This window comes from Porticoccus sp. Uisw_050_02 (assembly GCF_047729555.1).
Taxonomy (GTDB): domain Bacteria; phylum Pseudomonadota; class Gammaproteobacteria; order Pseudomonadales; family Porticoccaceae; genus Porticoccus.
In genome coordinates this window covers 1,169,417-1,190,509 of the sequence record NZ_CP159825.1, presented here as the reverse complement: position 1 = coordinate 1,190,509, position 21,093 = coordinate 1,169,417, and the positions used below count along the sequence as shown (strand labels likewise).

Genomic DNA, 21,093 nt, shown 5'->3' with positions numbered 1-21,093 from the left:
GAGCGACCTGCATGGACACTCTTTTATATCACCAAGAACACTCTAAAAATTTAATAATTTATATCTGCGGACCCGCTTTAATAATTTTTCGAGATACGTTGTATTTTTGAATATTGTCAATAAATAGCTTGGCTAATTTAAGTGCCTGCGCATCGTAGGCCTCTTTGTTGACCCAGGTGTCTCGAGGATTAAGAAGATTACTGCTAACCCCCGGAACACTCGTTGGTATTTCTAAATTTAGTACTGGTAATTTGACGGTATCAGAACTTTCTAAAGCACCACTTTGTATTGCGGCGACAATGCTTCGGGTCACTGGAATCGGAAAGCGCGATCCAGCACCATCAGATGCTCCAGAGCCCCCAGTCCAGCCAGTGTTCACTAGGTATACCTTGCTCCCAAAGTTCTCTATCTGCTTCATTAGCAATTCTGCATAAACCTTAGCAGGCCTAGGCATAAATGGTGCACCAAAGCAGGTCGAGAAAGTAAGCTGAATCCCTTTTTCTCCACCCATTTCAGTCGAACCTACACGTGCAGTATATCCGCTAAGAAAGTGATAAGCAGCAGCTTCTTTTGATAGTATTGATACCGGAGGTAATACACCTGAGACATCACACGTTAAAAAGATAACATTCTTGGGTTCGCCGGCTCTGTTGTCCTTGCTGCGTAAATCTACGTGCTCTAGCGGGTAGCTGCAGCGACCATTTTCAGAGATTGACGTGTCATCATAGTCGGCAGTCCGATGCTTGGTTACTGCAATATTTTCTACTATGGCGCCAAAGCGAATAGCATCCCAAATGACAGGCTCATTTTTTTTGCTAAGATTAATTGTTTTGGCGTAACAGCCACCTTCCATATTGAATACAGCACCCTTGCTCCAACCATGCTCATCATCGCCAATTAGGTATCGCTCAGGATCTGCAGAAAGAGTTGTTTTCCCTGTACCAGAGAGGCCAAAAAATAGACATACGTCATCAGCTTGTCCGACATTTGCAGCGCAATGCATTGGCATAACATCTTTTTCAGGTAGTAAGAAATTTTGCACTGAAAACATAGCTTTTTTCATTTCACCTGCATACCTAAGCCCAGCAATTAAAACTTTTCGTTGGCCGAAGTTGATAATCCCCACTGCTTCACTATTAGTCCCGTCGCGAACTGGATCACACGTGAAGTTAGCAGAATGTAAGATTTTCCAAGGCTCTTTATTTGAAGGGTTGTATTTTTCTGGACGAATAAACATGTTACGAGCAAATAAATTATGCCAAGCGGTCTCAGTAGTCACCTCAACAGGCAGGTAGTGGCTAACATCTTGCCCTACATGCAGACGAGAAATATAGCGGTTTTTTTGAGCTATATAATCCTCTACACGGCTCCATAATTCATTGAATTTTTCTTGGCTAAAGGGACGATTGACCGGCCCCCATCCAATGGCATTTTTGCTGGAAGGTTCTTCTACGATAAAGCGGTCGGCTGGCGATCGCCCAGTTCTATTGCCAGTGATCGATAGAAATGCTCCAGTATCTGTAAGGTGCCCCTCTCCATTTTTAAGAGCTAACTCTATTAGCTCAGCAGAGCACAAATCTTTAAATATGGTAACAGAAGAATTTTCTATTGATGTCATTAGTGTTGGTCCTGTTGAGGAATTCTAGTCGCACGCTTTGACTGTATTTAACACCATGCATCTTTTCAACCGATCGCAAAGTGAAGCAAAGCAAAAAAAAGTATGGGAATTATGCCAGAAAAATACTCACTAGTGGAGCATTGGTGGTGAATTTGAAAAAAAAATGGTTTTATGCATTAAAGCCACTCATATTAAGCTCATAAAGCTTACTTCTTTTGCTTAATTTCCTACATCATGCTGATTATTTGCATTAAACCTATGTATCTGCCGACGTTGTTTTTTGTTTGGTCGCTTAGCATCAAACAAAATGCCGTTATTAGACGCTTTTCTTTCAGCGCTATTTTTGATCCTCAATAAGATGCTTTCTTGTGTTTCACAATACATTGCTAGCGTTTTAGTTGCACTACTTCTCTGTGCAGAAAGACTTTTCACTACCACTATTTTTTCATCAACCCCTTGTTTGATACTAAGAGTTATTCCCAGCGTCAGATCTTTGCTAGCTTTTGCACGCTTCCCATCAATATGGATCTTTCCCCCTAGAATAGCTGCTTTTGCAAAACCTCGCGTCTTAAAAAAACGTGCAGCCCATAGCCATTTATCCAGGCGAACTTTTTTTCCTACTTTATTTTCTTTAAGCAAGTGGAAGGATCTCATTAAAGCTGGCGATAGATGCAAAACCCTCTATCTCGACAGAATTTTGGCTGCTGTCAGGTTTTTTTATTCCCAATAGTTCCTTGATCCCATAATGGCTTGCTGCCTGTAAAATATTTACAGAGTCATCAATGAATAATGTTTTTTCAGGGTCAAATTTTTCCTGACAGGCAAGCGCATACCAGAATTTTTGACTTTCTTTCGGATGGTGAAATTGATGAGACGTATAGATGTTATCTAGGAGACTATTGATTTGGGTAACAGAAATTTTCAACTCCAGGCTTTGAGGATGGGCATTCGTAACAAGCACACGTTTTTTCTTGTGCAGGCCTAGTTGCTCAAGAAATTCTTGCGCAAAAGGCCGCATTTTTATTAGGCCGCTTATTTCTTTTTTTAACCGATAGATGTCCACAGAAAGCTCTTTCGACCAGTATGTTGTAGAGTACCAATTCAGTGTACCCGTAGTCTTGATAGATAGGTTATGTATTTGATCGTTAGCTGTCTTAAAAGGAATATTATGGATCTCTGCATAACGTTTAGGTAGATAGTTAAGCCAAAAAAAATTATCAAAATGCAGGTCTAGCAGGGTTCCATCCATATCAAGCAAGACTGTATCAATATTATTCCAGTTAATTCGCATATTCTTTAGCTAACATTATATTGTGAGTGAACAATAGTCTATTTTTCTGGAGAACAGAAAACTCAACGGAGTTGCTAAAATAGATCTTCTGGATTCATGGAGCTTTTATACTTTATTACAGTATTGGTCTCTGTGCTTTTCTCAGCCAGTGACGGAATATTTTTCTTTTTAAAAACTTCAAATAGCGCATTTTTTTGTTCTGGCCCAACCCTAAGTCCTGTGTATGGGTCAATTCTGACAGTGATTAACCCTTTTGGTTGCCGCCTTCTATTGTCAACCTTCTCGGCTAATGCATCCCGCATAAAATCTATCCAAATAGGCAAAGCGGCTGACCCGCCATATTCATTCCTTCCAAGCAATAAGTTATCATCAAATCCCAGCCATGCGGTAGCAACAATATCTGGATTGTAGCCAGAAAACCACGCATCTTTTGGGCCATTGGTTGTACCAGTTTTTCCTGCAATATCAGAACGATTAAGCACTTTTGCGCGCCGTCCTGTGCCTATTTTAATAACATCTCTGAGTATAGAGTCAATAATATATACTGTCTGAGGGTCAATCACTCTTGGTGCTGAAGTTAATTTAGGCTCTAGGGTTAAATCTAGCAAAGCGTAAGGACTGATTTTTTCATGAACATATGCTTGCTTTTGCGATGACCCCTGAGAAATTTCATTACAGTCATTACATGCAGTCAAAGGGTTTGCTTGATAAAGTAAATTGCCACTAGCATCCTCAATGCGATTTATTAGATGGGGCTCAACCTGATATCCTTCGTTGGCTAACATGGCATAACCTGTTGCAATTTTTAGTGGCGTTGTAGCGTGACTACCAAGAGCCAGCGAGAGATTTCTGGGCAATTTGGAGCTATCAAAACCAAATCGGCCTAAACCTGAGATCGCAGTTTTTATGCCAATACTTTGCAGGATCCGAATGGATACTAAATTTCTTGAAAGATACAAAGCCTTCCGTAAACGAGTTGGCCCATAAAATGTTCCGCCGTCATTTTCTGGCCGCCAGGAGTTTTTAAGGCGCTTGTCTTCAAAAACTAATGGCGCGTCATTTACAATGCTGGCAGCAGTGAAACCATTCTCTAAGGCAATCGCATAGATAAAAGGTTTAAAGCTTGAACCCGATTGCCGCGTTGCTTGGGTGGCTCTATTGAAGTTATTTTGTCGAAAATCAAATCCACCGACCAGTGCCTTGATTCCTCCATTTTTAGGATTTAGAGCTACTATTGCTGCCTGAACTTTTGGCAGCTGAGCAAGCTCCCAGCGACCATTATGTTGGCTAACCCTTACTAAATCGCCAGTTGAAAATAGTTCGCTTGCTGTCTTAATTGAACGTGACCGGCTGTCAGGGGTATTGTATTTACGCAGGTTTTTTAGCCCACGCTCCCAGGAAATGAAGATTTCATGCTTGTCTGCAAGCAACACACTGAGATGCTGGTCATGAACTTCTTTTACTATAGCTGGGACTAAACCGCCGTAAGTGAGCGTTGACTGCAGGATGTTATTCCATAGCTCTGGATTAGGAGTGTTGAATTCAGGGCCTCTATACCCATGCCTCTTGTCATAGGCAATCAGCCCTTTCCGAATAGATTTTTGTGCACTTTGCTGCAAATGACTATTAATGGTTGTGTAAACACGCAACCCGTCTGTGTAGGCAGATTTTCCGACCATAGCAAACACTTTTTTTCGCACCATTTCAGATACATAAGGAGAATCTATCGAGACTTTGTACCCATGATAGATTGCGTTAGTAGGCTCCCTTTTTGCCAAGATGAGGGTTTTTAAATCAATATAACCCAAGTCATGCATACGATGTAGAATCCAGTTGCGCCTTATTAGGGCTCGCTTAGGGTTAACTATAGGATTATAGGCCGAAGGAGCTTTTGGGAGCCCGGCAAGCATAGCTAGCTGAGAGAGAGTCAGCTTCTGAATAGGCTGCCCATAGTAAACATGGGATGCCGCACTTACACCATAAGCCCTGTTTCCTTGGTAAATTTTATTAGCATAAAGAGTTAATATCTCATCCTTAGATAACTCCCCTTCAATCCTGAACGCCAGCAAGATTTCATTAAACTTTCGGGTAAATGTTCGCTCTCTGGTTAGAAGGTAATTTCGGGCAACTTGCATAGTGATGGTGCTGCCACCAGTCCTGATGCCGCCAGAAGAGACGAGCTCTACTGCTGCGCGCAATAAAGCTCCAATATCGACTCCAGAATGACTATAAAACTGGTCATCTTCTGCAGATATTAATGCCTGTATGTAAAAAAGTGGTATATCTTGAAAGTCTATTGGATTACGGTGTTTTTCGCCGAATTCACCGATTAACTGCAAATCCTCTGAGTAAATCCTTAAGGGCGTCTGGAGATTTATTTGACGAAGGTTTTCAACGGAAGGCAATTTTGGACTTAGATACAGGTATAAACTACTAACTATGATAAGCATGCAACCAAACATTGCAAACAAACACCAACATCCCTTGCTAATAATTTTGTAATGGGTTTTATTCATCATAAGACCAGCTTTATAATACAAGGGTAGTATAAAGCCAAAAAATTACGACATAGCCATTTTGCTGTATTATTTAATAAAAATAGCTCATTGATCCTTCAATTTAAAATTATTTGAGAAGCGCCATTAAGTTGATAAATACACATAGCAATATTTTTCTTGTCGGCCCCATGGGTTCTGGGAAGAGCACCATTGGCCGTATTTTGGCAGAAATTTTGGATCTTAAATTTATCGATCTTGACTGTGAAATTGAAGAGAGATGTGGTGCGAACATATCATGGATTTTCGACATGGAAGGCGAAGATGGGTTTCGAAAGCGTGAATCTCGTATGCTTGCTGAGCTGGCCTCCGGGACTGGTATGGTTCTTGCTACAGGAGGCGGAGCTGTTATCTTTGAGAAGAATCGTAATGTCTTAAAAAATAGTGGCTATGTTGTGTATCTTAGCGCCCCTGTTGGGCAATTATTAGAGAGAACTTCGCATGATCGCAGCAGGCCTTTATTAAATGTTAGTAATCCGCGCGAAGTATTAAAGCAGTTAGTATTGGATCGAGAGCTACTATACCAAGAAATAGCCGACCTAGTTTTTGTTACCAGCAAGCGCAAACCTTGGTTAGTTGCGAATGAAATTGCCAATGAAGTTCGTCAATTTTTAGGCTGATGTGGTACATTTCCAACTCAACATAATTATATAAAGAATGATTTATTGTGGAAAAATTTAGCAAGCTTTGTGTGGAACTTGGCGATAGGAGTTACCCTATTTTTATTGGTGACGGATTACTGCAGTCGTCGGAGTTGCTCGCATCACATATTCATGGAAAGCAAGTGTTGGTGGTCACTAACGAGACTATTGCTCCACTCTATTTGAGCTCCCTTGTGGATGGATTGTCCGCATATAGCATAGAAACATTGATCTTGCCGGATGGAGAAATACACAAAAATATAGAAGTGCTTAATACAATTTTTGATACATTGCTCGCTAAAAAATATAACCGAGCAGCCACTCTAATCGCTCTTGGCGGCGGTGTTATTGGCGATATGACAGGATTTGCTGCCGCTTGTTATCAGAGAGGTATAAATTTTTGCCAAATTCCAACAACATTGCTTGCCCAAGTAGACTCATCTGTAGGCGGAAAAACTGCAGTTAATCACAGGCTAGGCAAAAACATGATAGGAGCGTTCTATCAGCCTCAGTGCGTCATAATTGATACCTCCTTATTAGGTACTTTACCAGATAGGGAATTTCGAGCGGGCTTGGCGGAGGTAATTAAATATGGGCTGATTGCAGATGTAGAATTTTTTCACTGGATAGAAAAAAATATATCTAAGCTTTTAGCGCGCGATCCCGATGCCCTATGTTTTGCAATAGAGAAATCATGCGCCAATAAAGCCAAGATTGTTGAAAAAGACGAGCACGAAAATGGTGTTCGTGCGATTTTAAATTTAGGACATACATTTGGCCATGCTATTGAGACCTTTCAGTCCTATAAGGGCTGGTTGCATGGCGAGGCAGTAGCGATTGGAATAATTATGGCCGCAGAGCTGTCGAGTTTACTGGGCTGGATAAATCAAGCTGATGTTTGCCGGATAAGAAAAATTCTGGCTTTCTGTGATTTGCCTGCAGTAGCACCAAAAGACATGAGCTCCAAAATTTTTTTGGAGCTCATGTCAGTCGATAAAAAAGCTCTAGATGGCAGTCTTCGTTTTGTACTTCTTCGATCTATTGGAGTTGCAACAGTAACTTCTGAAATTAAACCAGATCTTCTAATGAAGGTTATTTAGAAGACAAGACAACCTATAAATTATATCACCTAAAGTTATAGGCCTTATTCACATCGCGGTAATTGTTACATAGGTCGCGGACGTGTAAAATAGTTATTTTCTTGTTCCAGCAGTATTAGTTTTTTTCTATGAGTCGGCTGGTCTTTCAACATATTTTACCTAGAGCACCGTTTATTATGCCGACAGGCCTCTATAGCTTAGATGAATTCAAAGATAATTGTGGATTTGGACTGATTGCCCACACGAAAGGTAAGGTGAGCCACCGTGTCCTAGAAACCGCTATTGAAGCGTTAGCTTGCATGACCCATCGTGGCGGTATTGCTTCTGATGGCAAAACTGGTGATGGCTGCGGGTTATTGCTTCAAAAGCCGGATGCTTTTATGCGAGATGCGGCTAAAAAGCTGTTTGACGTCGAATTACCTGAATTGTATGCGGTTGGTTCAGTAATGCTCAGCCAAGACAGCGATCAGCGCAACCATGCTAAAAATGCTATGTCGGAGGCCTTGTTGGATCAGGGGTTAGAAGTGATCGGCTGGCGCAAAGTTCCTACAAGTAAAGATTGTTTGGGCCGCATCGCATTAGAAACCCTGCCAGAAATTGAGCAAATATTTATTGCTGCAGGCGGTCTAGACAAACAAAAATTCAATGCTCGATTGTTTATTTCTAAGCGAAAAATTGAGATTGCTCTAGCATCAGACAACTCTTTTTATATTGCCAGCCTTGCAGAAAATGTTATTAGCTACAAAGGGCTAATGATGCCAGTTGATTTGCCGATATTTTACCCAGATTTGGCAAATCCGCTCCTAAAAACTGCCATCTGTATTTTTCACCAACGTTTTTCTACCAATACTAGCCCTCAGTGGCCACTGGCTCAACCATTTAGAATGCTGGCTCATAATGGAGAAATCAACACGCTCCATGGGAATAGAAACTGGTCTGTAGCCAGAACTCCTAAGCTTGTTACCCCCCTCTTGCCCGATTTGCAGGATGTAAAGCCTCTTGTCAACCGAACAGGATCAGATTCTTCTAGTCTGGACAATATGCTTGAAGTAATGGTTGCAGGGGGCATAGATCTCCATAAAGCCGTGCGAATGTTGGTACCACCAGCCTGGGATAACAACCAAGACTATGGGTTGAACGAAAGAGCTTACTTTGAATATATAGCTATGCATATGGAGCCATGGGATGGCCCTGCTGGGCTAGTTATTACTGATGGGCGTTATGCCGTTTGTACGCTGGATAGAAATGGTTTAAGGCCATCTCGTTGGGTGTTAACGGATGACGATATTATTGCTGTTGCATCAGAAGTTGGTGTTTATAAATATAGCTCTAGTAGCGTTGTTGCTAAAGGACGCTTAGGCCCAGGAGATATACTTTCGATTGATACGCATACAGGCTCTATCATGAACGCTGGTCAGATTGACAAAGAAATGGCCTCCGCCAATCCGTATCAGACGTGGTTAAATAGCAGCACTATCAAAATTATGTCTTCTATGGATGATGAAAGCATAGAAGTTGAGGGCGCCTTAAGCAGGGAAAAAATTCGTAGTTTTATGAAGATGTTCTTAGTTTCCATGGAAGAACGAGAGCAAATTTTGCGACCACTAGCAGAAGGAGGCCAAGAAGCAGTCGGTTCCATGGGGGATGATACGCCAATGGCTGTACTTTCAGTTAAAGATCGCAGCTTCTATGATTATTTTAGGCAACAATTTGCGCAGGTGACCAACCCTCCCATTGATCCGTTACGTGAAACACTTGTTATGTCCCTAAAGACACAACTCGGTCGCGAAGGTAACATTTTCCTTGAGTCCCCCGAACATGCAAAGCGCATTAATTTGTCGAGCCCAGTTTTATCGCCACGCAAATATTACGCGTTAAAAAATAACACACAGGACGACTACCGGGTTAAAAAATTTAGTGTTAATTATGACCCAAAGACATCCAATTTAGAGCAGGCCGTCCAAAGTCTATGTGAGAAAGTTTCTGATGCCGTCAGAGATGGCATTAGGTGCTGCATTCTGTCTGATTCTGACATTCTTCCAAATAATTTGCCTATTCAGATGTTGATGGCCGTAGGTGCAGTTCATCATCATTTAATTAAATTAGGTCTTCGTTGTGATGCTAATATTATTGCATCCACCGCGTCTGCTCGTGATTCTCATCAAATTGCAACATTAATAGGTTGTGGTGCTTCTGCGGTTTACCCTTTTTTAAGCTACCACATCCTTTCTGATATGGTGACAGCAGGAGAAATACTGTGTGATATAGATGCAGCATTTAAAAACTACCGCCAAGGCATGAATAAAGGGTTGTTAAAAATCCTATCTAAAATGGGTATTTCTACGGTTGCTTCGTATCGAGGTGCTCAGTTGTACGAGATTATTGGACTCTCTCCTGAGATAGTTAACATGTGCTTTTTAGGAACACCGAGTCGTATTAAGGGTGCAGATTTTAACGATCTGCAGCAGGACCAACAAAGACTCGCCGATCAGGCCTGGAGTGAACGAAAATCGATCAATCCAGGTGGGCTACTAAAGTATGTCCACGGCCAAGAGTACCATGCATTTAATCCAGACGTCGTAACAACTCTTCATCGTGCAGTACAAGAGGGTGACTATACCGCATGGCATGATTATGCTGACTTAGTGAATAAACGCTCTGCATCAACCCTCAGAGATCTCCTGAAGATTAAAGCTGACATTAAGCCGATCCTTTTGTCTGACGTGGAGCCGATTGAAAAAATATTGAAACGATTTGATTCGGCAGGTATGTCCTTAGGAGCGCTATCGCCAGAGGCTCATGAAGGTTTGGCTCAGGCTATGAACATCCTAGGGGGTCGATCTAACTCAGGAGAAGGGGGTGAAGATCCTGCTCGTTATGGCACAATTAAGGCATCGAAAATTAAGCAAGTGGCTTCTGGTCGTTTTGGGGTAACGCCACACTATCTGTCAAGTGCTGAGGTGATTCAGATTAAAGTAGCTCAGGGTGCAAAGCCTGGTGAAGGCGGACAGTTACCAGGAGGCAAGGTGAATGAGTTAATTGCCAGACTCCGATATTCAGTTCCCGGCGTAACTTTGATTTCTCCTCCTCCTCATCACGATATTTATTCAATTGAAGATTTAGCTCAACTTATTTTTGACCTGAAGCAGGTCAATCCAGAAGCGTTAGTTTCAGTGAAGTTGGTTTCCCGCCCAGGTGTTGGAACTATTGCTGCGGGAGTAGCAAAAGCCTACGCAGATTTGATTACAATATCTGGCTATGATGGCGGCACAGCAGCAAGTCCACTAACATCGATTCGTTACGCGGGCTCTCCTTGGGAGCTGGGTTTAGCTGAAACTCATCAAATGCTTAAAGCGAACGATTTGCGCCATAAGGTCCGTGTTCAAACAGATGGGGGGCTAAAAACTGGCCTTGATGTTGTAAAAGCGGCTATTTTAGGCGCAGAAAGCTTTGGTTTTGGTACCGGCCCAATGGTTGCTCTTGGATGTAAGTATCTGAGAATTTGTCATTTGAATAACTGTGCGACTGGGGTTGCCACACAGGATAAAGAACTCAGGGAGAACTACTATAAAGGTACTGTGGAAACAGCAAAGAACTTCTTTCTCTTTATGGCGGAAGAAACTCGAGAGTGGATGGCCCGTCTCGGGGTAAGAACCATGGAAGAGCTGGTTGGCAGGGTTGACTTGCTGGAAATTTTTGAGGGTAACACAGAAAAACAAAAGAAATTAGATTTGTCCCCAATACTTTATACTGATGCATTGCTGGATAGCAAACCACAAACATGCCAGGTGATTAAAAATGCACCCTTTGACAAAGGGCGCTTAGCTGAAGAAATGGTGGCTGATATATTGCCTGCTGTTGAGTCAAAAAAAGGTGGTGAGTTTAGCTATAACATAAGCAATTGTGACCGCTCTATTGGTGCCCGTCTTTCTGGCGAAATAGCTAAACGTTACGGTAATCAAGGTATGGCTGATGTTCCGATAAAATTAATGCTACATGGTGTGGCTGGGCAGTCGCTTGGTGTTTGGAATGCGGGCGGTTTAAATATACATCTTTGTGGTGATGCTAATGACTATGTTGGCAAAGGAATGGCTGGCGGTAAAATTGTCATAGCGCCGCCAAAAGATAGCAATTTTTCTTCTAATGTCACTCCTGTTATGGGTAACACCTGTCTATATGGCGCAACATCAGGCAAGTTGTTTGCCGCTGGTCTTGCAGGAGAGCGCTTTGCGGTCCGCAATTCAGGTGCTCAGGCTGTAATTGAGGGTGCTGGACATCATTGCTGTGAATACATGACAGGGGGGGTAATTGTTGTGCTAGGCTCCGTAGGTTCTAATTTTGGGGCTGGCATGACGGGCGGTTTCGCCTATGTTCTGGATGAAAATAAAAGTTTTGTAGACAGCTATAATATGGAGTTAGTTGAAATTCAACGCATTACAACTGAATCAACAGAAGGGTATCGCGTTCATTTGGAAGCCATGATTGCTGAATTTGTTGCAGAGACAGCTAGCGCTTGGGGTCAGGAGATTCTGGATAATTTTGAGGGATTTATTAGAAAATTTTGGCTAGTGAAGCCAAAGGCGGCTAGCCTAGAAAAGCTGTTGGCGCATACACGTGCTGAATCCCAATAATGTGAAACAATACAGAAGCCCAAAACTGCTGTTGATATTAAAGAGTTTATAATTATGAGCGATAGATTAAACAATGATTTCCAGTTTATTCGGGTAGGAAGACATGATCCTGAAACCAAGGATATGCATAGCCGCACCAAAGAATTTGTTGAAATATATCAACCTACTGAAACAAAGGATGCATGCAATCAAGCGCATCGCTGCTTAGATTGCGGTAACCCTTACTGCGAATGGAAGTGCCCTGTACATAACTACATACCAAATTGGCTAAAACTCCTATCTGATGGAAATATCGTTGAGGCTGTAGAGTTGTGCCATGCTACCAATACACTACCGGAAGTATGCGGGCGTGTTTGCCCACAAGATCGCTTATGCGAGGGGGCTTGCACGCTTAATGATGAGTTTGGTGCAGTAACAATCGGTAATGCTGAAAAATATATTACTGATACTGCGTTTGCTATGGGCTGGCGTCCAGATATGTCAAAAGTTTCCTGGACTGACAAAAGGGTTGCCATTATTGGTGCCGGACCAGCAGGACTCGGATGTGCTGATATTCTGGTGCGTAGTGGAGTTAAACCAGTGGTTTTTGATCGTTATCCTGAAATTGGTGGCCTACTGACTTTCGGTATTCCAGAATTTAAATTGGAAAAATCTATCATGCAGCAGCGCCGGGAAATTTTTGAGGATATGGGAATAGAGTTCAAGCTAAACACACAGATTGGTGTGGATGTTGAAATTGATGACTTGGTAAGTGAGTTTGATGCTATTTTTCTAGGTATGGGCACCTATAAATACATGAAAGGTGATTTTCCTGGTGAAGATTTACCGGGTGTTTATGATGCATTGCCATTTCTTGTGTCTAGCGTAAATAGAAATATGGGCTGGGAAAAAGATCCCAGTGATTTTATCACTGTCAAGGATCAACGAGTGGTAGTTCTCGGGGGCGGAGATACCGCTATGGACTGCAATCGCACATCTATCAGACAGGGTGCGACTAATGTTTCTTGTGCATATCGTCGTGATCAAGAAAACATGCCTGGTTCACGAAGAGAGGTCAAAAATGCCAAAGAAGAAGGGGTTAAGTTTTTATTTAACAGGCAACCTGTGGAGATTATTGGCAGCAGCAAAGTTGAGGGAGTTAAGGTTATAACTACTGAACTGGGCGACCCTGACGAAAATGGCCGTCGCCGCCCCATTCCAGTGCCTGGTAGTGAAGAGATATTGCCGGCAGATGTGGTATTAATTGCATTTGGTTTTAAGCCTGACCCAGCCCCATGGATGGGGAATCTCGGCGTAGAACTAAATGACTGGGAAGGTGTTATTGCAGCAGAAGAGCAACAATTTAAATTTCAAACTAGTAACCCCAAAGTATTTGCTGGTGGCGATATGGTGCGTGGCTCTGATTTGGTTGTGACCGCTATCTGGGAGGGTCGTCAAGCCGGCGAAGGCATTCTTGATTACCTGAAAATCTAAGGACCTTTTCTTATGATAGAGCTTAAAAACGATCGTTTTCTGCGAGCATTGATGCGAGAAAAGGTAGACGTAACTCCCGTTTGGATGATGCGGCAAGCTGGCCGCTATCTTCCAGAATACAGGGAAGTGAGAGCTCAAGCGGGTGATTTTATGTCGCTTTGCACAAATCCTGATAGAGCTTGCGAAGTAACCTTGCAGCCTTTGGATCGCTATAATCTAGATGCCGCCATATTATTCTCTGATATTTTAACGATACCCGATGCTATGGGTTTAGGGGTATTTTTTGAGTCTGGCGAAGGCCCTCGTTTTCATAAGCCAGTTCGAACCGAAAGTGATATCAATAAATTATCCGTTATCGATCCTTATAAGGATCTACCTTATGTTGTTGAAGCGGTCGCTACCATACGACGAGAACTTAATGGCCGCGTGCCGTTAATAGGATTTTCTGGCAGTCCATGGACATTGGCTACATATATGATAGAGGGCCGAGCCAGCCGTGATTTTCCGCTATCTAAGACCATGGTTTACAATCAGCCAGAGCTGATGCATCAATTGCTTGATGTCCTTGCTGCATCAGTAATCGCTTATCTGAACGCTCAAATTAAGGCTGGCGCTCAAGCAGTGCAAATTTTTGACACTTGGGGTGGAGCCCTCTCTTATGACGCCTATCGAGAATTTTCTTTACAGTACATGAAGAAAATTATTCGTGGTTTAATTCAAGAGAATGAAGGTAGAAAGGTGCCCGTAATTTTATTTACTAAGGGGGGAGGTCAGTGGTTAGAGGATATCGCTGATACTGGATGCCATGCTGTGGGCCTTGATTGGACTACTCATATTGGGATTGCGCGGAAAAAAGTGGGTGATCGTGTTGCTTTGCAAGGCAACATGGATCCCGCAATTCTTCGTGCAACTCCACAGCGCATTAGAGAAGAGGTCCAGTCTATTTTACTGCAATTTGGTAGTGGTAATGGGCATGTGTTCAATCTTGGTCATGGAATAACCCCTGACATCAAGCCTGAAAATGTAAAAATATTTATTGATGCTGTACATGAGTTGTCATTATCTCGCCAAAATGGGTAGTTGATCCAGGCATGTATTTTTCTGACCATGCTGTTTTGTTGGGCTCAAACATTACGATTACTGTAGAGCCAAATTTAAAGCGCCCCATTTCTTCACCTTTCTTTAGCCTAACATTCTGTGAGTCGAATTGATTAATAACTAAAGTGTTAGGATGATAGTGCCCATGCCACACTGATTCTATTCCGGCTACCATCATTGCTCCAACCAAGACCACAGCACAAAGTCCAGCTGGAGTTTTAAATATACAGACTAACCGCTCATTTTTTGCAAACAAACCATCTATATGTTTAGTGGTTGTGAGATTAACAGAGAAAAGTTTGCCAGGAATATAGCGCGTGTAGAGCAGCTCTCCATCGATTGGCATATGAACCCGATGGTAGTCTTTTGGTGATAGGTAGATTGTAATAAAATCGCCGTTAAGGAAGCGCCTACTGTCCTCATCATCAGCGCCAAGCAATGAGGAGGAAGAGAAGTATTTTCCTTTGGCTTGGAAAATATTCCCTTCTCGAATAGCCCCCATTTGGCTAACCATCCCATCAACTGGACAGACGATAACAGCATCATTACTGTTAACTGGTCTAGCATCTTCCTTTAGAGCTCGAGTAAAAAAATCATTAAAATTTTGATACTCATTCGGTGAGGCTGACTTTGCTTCATCTAGGTTGATATCATAGACTCTGATGAATAGATTAATTAATAAATTTTTCAGCCAAGGGTTTTTGGCTTCAGCCAAAAATGAACCAATCCGAGATAATGTATGCTGTGGAAGTATCCGCTGAAGTGCAGCAAACCATTCTGAACGTAAATTATTCATATGTTTATATTTCTACAGGAGTGTGTGGGTGGTTTCCCCATTCAGCCCAAGATCCGTCGTAAGCACGGATACTCTCAAACCCTAAGATTCTTCCAAGCATATATGTGAATCCAGAGCGATGATGCGATTGACAATGAGTAATTGTTGGCTTCTTTTGAGAAATACCTAAATCTTCAAGCCTTGTTAGCGCATCATTACGAATACGTTGATTCCGTTGAAAATCCATCATGTTGGTCCACTCACAATGGATTGCACCTGGGATATGACCACCTTTTTCGGCGTATAGAGTGATTCCAGTATACTCCCCTTCACTTCTAGCATCCCAAATCTGTAGTTGAGCGCCCTCTAGAGACCGCATAATTTCTTCAGCATCTACAATAGGTGAGCGATCAATCACAAGATCGCGATGAGTTGTTTTGATGACAGGAACGTCAGCTGTCGTTGGGTGGCCTTCGTTATGCCATGCAATAAGGCCGCCATTTAGATATGACCAATTTTTGTGTCCTATTACATCAAGAGTCCACAGAAATCTCCCAGCCCAGCCTCCACCTTCATCATCATAGGCGATTACATGCTTTTCTTCAGTGAGACCAATGCTGTTAATTATAGCTGAAATTTGCTCTATTGATGGGAGCATGTTGGGTGTAGGAAAAGATCCAGCCATAAGTGTTTTTGGTGAAACATGGACGGCCCCAGGTATATGCTTTCGACTATAAAGAGCATCATTGCATAAATCTACAATTAAGAGATTGGGCTCATTGAGCCGCTCACTTAAAGATTCTGACTCTATTAAGTTATATGTCTTTGGCATACTAGCCCTCTGCTATGTCGCGTGAATCTTGTAAAGCATAATTATATCACCCTACAAGATCTATTCCATCTCAGGAATTCTTATAATTGAAAATTTTTTTAGGACCCAGCTACCCATCTTTAAGGCTGCTAACCATATGCAAATAGCTCTCAAATCTTGCTCGCTGTATTTTTCCAGCACTAATTGCTTCAATTAGCGCACAATCTGGCTCATGTTGGTGACGGCAGTTACGAAATCTGCATTTTCCAAGATAGGCTAAAAATTCTATAAATCCTTCTGCAATTGCATCGGGCTTTAGGTGCCACAATCCAAATTCACGTATTCCTGGAGAGTCAATAACATCACCTCCGCTAGGGAGATGAAAAAGCCTGGAAGTGGTTGTTGTATGTGTGCCCTTTTCTTTTGATTTGGATAAGCCGCCTACAGCGACATTGATTTCAGGAGACAGTCTATTAAGCAAAGAAGATTTTCCTACTCCAGATTGACCTACAAACACACTGGTGAGCCCCCTCAGGTAGGCTTCAAATTCCTTCATGCCAACCCCATCTTTAGCAGAAACTAAGAAATAGTCATACCCTATTTTTTCATAATTTTTAGCCAGAGAAATCAGTGATTCTAAATTTTCTTGCTCTATTTGATCAGCTTTATTTAGGATGATTAGGGGCTGTATGGCTTGATGTTCAGCTGCGACTAGGTATCTATCAATAAGATTTGTATGTGGTTCCGGATAAGGAGCTATAACAATAGCTATCCTATCAATATTGGCCGCTACAGGGCGAAGATTTCCTCGATTATCAGGCCGGCAAAGTTCAGATTTTCTAGGGTACTGAGCAATAACAACGCCATGGGTACCACTATCTTTCCAGGTGACTTTGTCGCCAGAAACAATTGTGGGTAGATTGGCCCTTAGGTGGCATCGTCGAACGATTTTTTTTGAAATATCTATAGCTTCAACATCAACCTGAGCTCCGTAGCTGGCAATGACGACACCATATCGTTCTAGATCAGCATCATCAGCCTTCCCTCCGGTAGCCTCCTGCTGGGTATTGATTTCAGTGCCTGCATTCGCTTGATTCTGTTCAATTCGCCGGCGTTGCTGCTTGGTTAGTTGGCGTTTTGTCAATATTCTTCCTTCCGACCCATGACTTATTAATAGCCAACAATAATATGATCATTGCTGGCTTGCTAGGCGCTAAGGATATAGCATATAGGCGTAGAGTGACAGAAACGGAATATTGCAGATCAGGATTCTTGAAGGATGAATTATTTTAAAAATGTGGCAAAAATCTAACGAATGGCGTAGATAATAATGAATAGTATCAATAAAACAAAAAAAGATTCAATGAACCTCATATGGATAGACCTTGAAATGACAGGGCTGGATACCATCAATGATGTCATTATTGAAATTGCCACCATTGTTACCGATAAAGATCTTAATATTCTCGGCGAAGGCCCCATTTTTGCCATAAATCAGACAAATGAAGCACTTGAAGGTATGGATGAATGGAACACTCGGCAGCATCATCGGTCGGGATTAACGGAACGAGTGCGTAGCAGCAAGGTATCTCTTGAAGAGGCGGAGCGTGATACGATTATATTTTTAGAGCAATTCGTAAATTCTGGGGTTTCCCCGATGTGTGGTAATTCAATTTGTCAGGACCGTCGTTTTTTGTCACGACAAATGCCGACGCTAGAAGCTTTTTTTCATTATCGTAATCTGGACGTAAGTAGTATTAACGAGATTGCTAAGCGTTGGCGACCAGAGATACTGGAGGGGTTCAAAAAGCAAAGCTCTCATTTAGCTATGGACGACATAAAAGATTCTATTGCGGAGTTAAGGCACTATCGGCACCTATTTTTTAATGTGCCAGAAAAAGCTTAAGGTTAAAAAACACGAGAGATTATTGAATCTAAGCGTCCAAAGTATCAAAATATGCCTAAGGTTTAATAGGCGAGCTAGATATTTTTCGCTGACGTCTTTTCCTTTTTCCTCCCCTCTCTTTGTGTTGATCTAAGGCCCATAAAACATGCTCTTGAACCAAGCTTGAAGGAAAATCCTGTCTTGCCTCCAAGGAGTTAATAGTTTTTTCTGAGGTTGGCGCATTGCCCAACCCAATTGCTAAATTTCTCAGCCATCGCTCGTAACCAATGCGCCTGATTGGAGAACCTTCGGTATACTGCAAAAATTCCTTTTCTGTCCAAAGAAACAATTCGGCAAGTTCGCGATTATCTAGATTGTGACGTGGTGAGAAATCTCTTTCATTTGTAGGCTTGGCTTCTTTATTCCAAGGGCAAACTGCTTGGCAATCATCACACCCGAACACCCGATTGCCCATAGGCTGACGGAATTCTTCGGGGATACTGCCCTTGTGTTCAATAGTTAAATAAGAGATACATCGTTTTGCATTAAGTACATACGGTTCGGGAAACGCGTCTGTAGGGCACACTTTGATGCATGCCTTGCACTCACCACATTGATCTACCTCTGTTGATTGATCTGACGGTAAGGGTAGGCTTGTATATATCTCACCAAGAAAAAACCAAGATCCTCCCTCGCTGTTAATTATTAATGTATTTTTTCCCATCCATCCAAGACCAGCTTTTTCCGCCAAAGGTTTTTCCATCACAGGAGCACTGTCTACATAAGGTCTTTGGATGATGCTTTCTGGAGCCACCTCTTGAATTTTTTTACTTAGCATCTTTAGTCGCTGGCGAACCACTTTATGATAATCTCGGCCCAAAGCATAACGAGAAATGTAAGCTTTATCAGCATCTTTGAGTATTGCAATCATATTGCTATCAGCAGGCAGGTAATTCATTCTTACAGTTATCACAGAACATGTGCCGGGCAGCAGCTGCTCTGGGTGGTAGCGCTTCTCTCCATGAGCTGCCATCCAGTCCATATTCCCCTGATAGCCACTTTCAAGCCATTTATTGAGTTTTTCCCCTGTCTTCTTTAGATCAATATCTGTGATAGCTACTTGTTGAAATCCTAATTCCTCCCCCCATAGCTTAATTTGCCTTGCAAGGTGTATATAATCTAATTGTGGTATTTTAAGCTGCATGATCGATTAGCTATTTGAAGTTAGCGTATAATTTTGCCAGATATTTGCCTAACAAGTGGAATTTTATGTATAAATTTTTATCTAGTATTACATTCAAGCAGTCTCTTCAGCCACCAACTGAGTTAACTGGTGAATAAACAATGAGACATTTTTTTGTAGGAGTATTGCCTCGTGAGGTGGATATGATCGAATTCGGCAAATGGCTTGGCCATAGCTTGCTCTCCTATATATTTGTTGGTCCGGAACCAAAAACTGCATTAATTTTTCTTGGTGGTGATCTTGGGGCAGGAAAAACCACAATTTGTCGAGGCATTCTTCAGGCTTTTGGTTATGATGGTGTTGTTAAAAGTCCCACTTACACATTGGTAGAATCATATGACCAGGGACTTTTGAAGGTGCACCATTTTGACTTATATCGATTGGGCTCTGCTGAGGAATTAGAATTTTTTGGTATCAGGGACTATTTTCATCAAAGTGGTTGTTGTTTGGTCGAATGGCCAGAGCGAGGCCATGGATTCCTGCCCATGGCTGATTTGCAAATAAGTATAATTGCGACACATGAAGGCCGAGAAATAAAAATATGCTCTGAGACTGACATGGGCGATTTACTACTGGCTCACTTGGCATCAGATAGAGAAAATCAGCTTGATTTCTAAATTTTATAACATATTTTATGGTGGTCTGGCCTTAATATTTTTGGCCACACCTTTAATTCTTTCTGCTGCAACAGTTGATGATGTAAGGGTATGGAGAGCGCCAGATCATACTCGATTGGTGTTTGATCTGAGCGAATCGGTTAAATATAAAATAGTGCCACTAACGAGCCCCGATCGTCTGATAATAGACATCCAAGATACCACCTTGGGCGTGCAAACAACAAAACTTGATTTCTCTTTAATGCCCATAAGTTCGCTTCGAAGCAGCACAATGGGAAAGAATAACCTTAGAATTGTTCTTGATTTAAAAAAACCGCTCTATCCTAAAGCTTTTATTCTTGGCCCCAATGAACAATATAGCGATAGATTGGTGGTGGATCTTTATGATCAGAATAAAAAATCGACCAAGCCAGCCTCTATTGCCCTCCTTAAAAATAATCATAGGGATGTTGTGGTTGCTATTGATGCCGGGCATGGAGGTGAAGACCCTGGAGCTATTGGGCCAAAGCGTCTTCTGGAAAAGCATGTAGTTTTGGCTATTGGGCGTGAATTAAAAAAATTACTTGATAAAAAACGTGGCTATAAGGGTGTTTTGATTCGAGGCGGCGATTATTATATTCCCTTACGTAAGCGTACTAGTATTGCTCACAAAAAGCGTGCAGATATATTCATCTCTATCCATGCTGATGCATTCAATAAACCAAATGCAAGCGGGGCTTCAGTGTTTATACTATCTCGCAGTGGTGCCAGCAGTGAAACTGCTCGCTACCTAGCGAGCCGAGAAAATCGTACTGATCTGATTGGAGGTTCTGGCAGTGTTAGCCTTGATGACAAAGATCATATGCTAGCCAGCGTTCTATTGGATTTATCTATGACGGCTACATTAAGCAACAGCTTGGTCCTTGGAACTTCAGTACTTAAATCTATAGGCAGTATAGCAAAATTGCACAAAAAAAAGGTGGAGGAAGCAGGTTTTGTGGTTCTGAAATCTGCGGATATCCCATCCATTCTTGTAGAGACAGGATTTATTTCGAATCCTTCAGAGGCAAAGAAATTGGCCACCAAAAACTACCAGAAAAAAATGGCCCATGCGATATTTAAGGGGGTGACTCGATATTTTTCTACTAACCCCCCTGTTGATACCTTGTTGGCATCAGAGAAATCTAGGGTTCATGGGCCAAAAATTTATATTGTTGCTTCTGGCGATACAGTCTATCGGATTGCTAAGCGCTATAAGATTTCAATAAAAAAGTTACTAAAACATAATGGATTGAATAACAGTCAGATCAATATTGGACAGCGCCTAAAAATTCCTGACGTATAGAACATGCAGTAGAGGCATGAAGTTTCCGTGC

At 42.0% G+C, this 21,093-nt stretch carries 16 protein-coding genes; 8 read left to right on the top strand and 8 right to left on the bottom strand.

Going from position 1 to position 21,093, the window contains the following annotated elements:
* Positions 1 to 58: 58 nt before the first annotated feature.
* From ABXT41_RS05705 to ABXT41_RS05690, 4 genes are all read right to left on the bottom strand, one after another.
* Positions 59 to 1,618, bottom strand: coding sequence for a phosphoenolpyruvate carboxykinase (locus ABXT41_RS05705; RefSeq protein ID WP_415390558.1), 1,560 nt, complete (start codon positions 1,616 to 1,618; stop codon positions 59 to 61).
* Between the two features lie 219 nt (positions 1,619 to 1,837).
* Positions 1,838 to 2,272, bottom strand: coding sequence for an RNA-binding S4 domain-containing protein (locus tag ABXT41_RS05700; protein WP_415390557.1), 435 nt, complete (start codon positions 2,270 to 2,272; stop codon positions 1,838 to 1,840).
* Complete coding sequence (yrfG, locus tag ABXT41_RS05695) at positions 2,250 to 2,909, bottom strand: GMP/IMP nucleotidase (protein ID WP_415390556.1); 660 nt, start codon at positions 2,907 to 2,909, stop codon at positions 2,250 to 2,252. The genes ABXT41_RS05700 and yrfG overlap by 23 nt, the downstream gene beginning before the upstream one ends.
* 74 nt (positions 2,910 to 2,983) lie before the next feature.
* Positions 2,984 to 5,428, bottom strand: coding sequence for a penicillin-binding protein 1A (locus ABXT41_RS05690; RefSeq protein WP_415390555.1), 2,445 nt, complete (start codon positions 5,426 to 5,428; stop codon positions 2,984 to 2,986).
* A 128-nt stretch (positions 5,429 to 5,556) separates the two neighbouring features.
* On the opposite strand from ABXT41_RS05690, the gene aroK reads away from it, so the two are divergent.
* The 5 genes from aroK (at position 5,557) to hemE (ending at position 14,389) form a co-directional block, all read left to right on the top strand.
* Positions 5,557 to 6,084 (top strand): shikimate kinase AroK, encoded by a 528-nt coding sequence (gene aroK, locus ABXT41_RS05685; RefSeq protein WP_415390554.1) that lies wholly within the window; start codon positions 5,557 to 5,559, stop codon positions 6,082 to 6,084.
* 44 nt (positions 6,085 to 6,128) lie between these two features.
* Positions 6,129 to 7,205: a 3-dehydroquinate synthase gene (aroB, locus tag ABXT41_RS05680; RefSeq protein ID WP_415391462.1), complete on the top strand. Its 1,077-nt coding sequence runs from the start codon at positions 6,129 to 6,131 to the stop codon at positions 7,203 to 7,205.
* 176 nt (positions 7,206 to 7,381) lie between these two features.
* The gene (gene gltB / locus ABXT41_RS05675; protein WP_415390553.1) at positions 7,382 to 11,836 is read left to right on the top strand and encodes a glutamate synthase large subunit; all 4,455 of its coding nucleotides are present in this window, start codon (positions 7,382 to 7,384) and stop codon (positions 11,834 to 11,836) included.
* A 54-nt stretch (positions 11,837 to 11,890) separates the two neighbouring features.
* Positions 11,891 to 13,309, top strand: a complete 1,419-nt coding sequence (locus ABXT41_RS05670; protein ID WP_415390552.1) for an FAD-dependent oxidoreductase — start codon at positions 11,891 to 11,893, stop codon at positions 13,307 to 13,309.
* A gap of 12 nt (positions 13,310 to 13,321) precedes the next feature.
* Positions 13,322 to 14,389: a uroporphyrinogen decarboxylase gene (hemE, locus tag ABXT41_RS05665; protein WP_415390551.1), complete on the top strand. Its 1,068-nt coding sequence runs from the start codon at positions 13,322 to 13,324 to the stop codon at positions 14,387 to 14,389.
* Here hemE and asd read toward each other — a convergent pair.
* The 3 genes from asd to rsgA all read right to left on the bottom strand — a co-directional run bounded on the left by asd (position 14,343) and on the right by rsgA (position 17,137).
* The gene (gene asd, locus ABXT41_RS05660) at positions 14,343 to 15,203 is read right to left on the bottom strand and encodes an archaetidylserine decarboxylase (RefSeq protein ID WP_415390550.1); all 861 of its coding nucleotides are present in this window, start codon (positions 15,201 to 15,203) and stop codon (positions 14,343 to 14,345) included. The genes hemE and asd overlap by 47 nt on opposite strands.
* A 4-nt stretch (positions 15,204 to 15,207) precedes the next feature.
* The gene (locus ABXT41_RS05655) at positions 15,208 to 16,014 is read right to left on the bottom strand and encodes a sulfurtransferase (RefSeq protein ID WP_415390549.1); all 807 of its coding nucleotides are present in this window, start codon (positions 16,012 to 16,014) and stop codon (positions 15,208 to 15,210) included.
* A gap of 109 nt (positions 16,015 to 16,123) precedes the next feature.
* Complete coding sequence (gene rsgA, locus ABXT41_RS05650; protein ID WP_415390548.1) at positions 16,124 to 17,137, bottom strand: small ribosomal subunit biogenesis GTPase RsgA; 1,014 nt, start codon at positions 17,135 to 17,137, stop codon at positions 16,124 to 16,126.
* A 186-nt stretch (positions 17,138 to 17,323) separates the two neighbouring features.
* Here rsgA and orn point away from each other — a divergent pair, with 186 nt between their 5' ends.
* The gene (gene orn / locus ABXT41_RS05645) at positions 17,324 to 17,899 is read left to right on the top strand and encodes an oligoribonuclease (protein ID WP_415390547.1); all 576 of its coding nucleotides are present in this window, start codon (positions 17,324 to 17,326) and stop codon (positions 17,897 to 17,899) included.
* 55 nt (positions 17,900 to 17,954) lie between these two features.
* Here the strand turns inward: orn and queG are convergent, their stop codons facing one another.
* Positions 17,955 to 19,082 carry a tRNA epoxyqueuosine(34) reductase QueG gene (gene queG / locus ABXT41_RS05640; RefSeq protein WP_415390546.1) on the bottom strand — a complete coding sequence of 376 codons (1,128 nt, stop codon included), beginning with the start codon at positions 19,080 to 19,082 and terminating at the stop codon, positions 17,955 to 17,957.
* A gap of 140 nt (positions 19,083 to 19,222) precedes the next feature.
* On the opposite strand from queG, the gene tsaE reads away from it, so the two are divergent.
* Positions 19,223 to 19,738 carry a tRNA (adenosine(37)-N6)-threonylcarbamoyltransferase complex ATPase subunit type 1 TsaE gene (gene tsaE, locus ABXT41_RS05635; protein ID WP_415390545.1) on the top strand — a complete coding sequence of 172 codons (516 nt, stop codon included), beginning with the start codon at positions 19,223 to 19,225 and terminating at the stop codon, positions 19,736 to 19,738.
* Positions 19,728 to 21,062, top strand: a complete 1,335-nt coding sequence (locus ABXT41_RS05630; RefSeq protein WP_415390544.1) for an N-acetylmuramoyl-L-alanine amidase — start codon at positions 19,728 to 19,730, stop codon at positions 21,060 to 21,062. The genes tsaE and ABXT41_RS05630 overlap by 11 nt, the downstream gene beginning before the upstream one ends.
* The last annotated feature ends 31 nt before the right edge of the window (positions 21,063 to 21,093 follow it).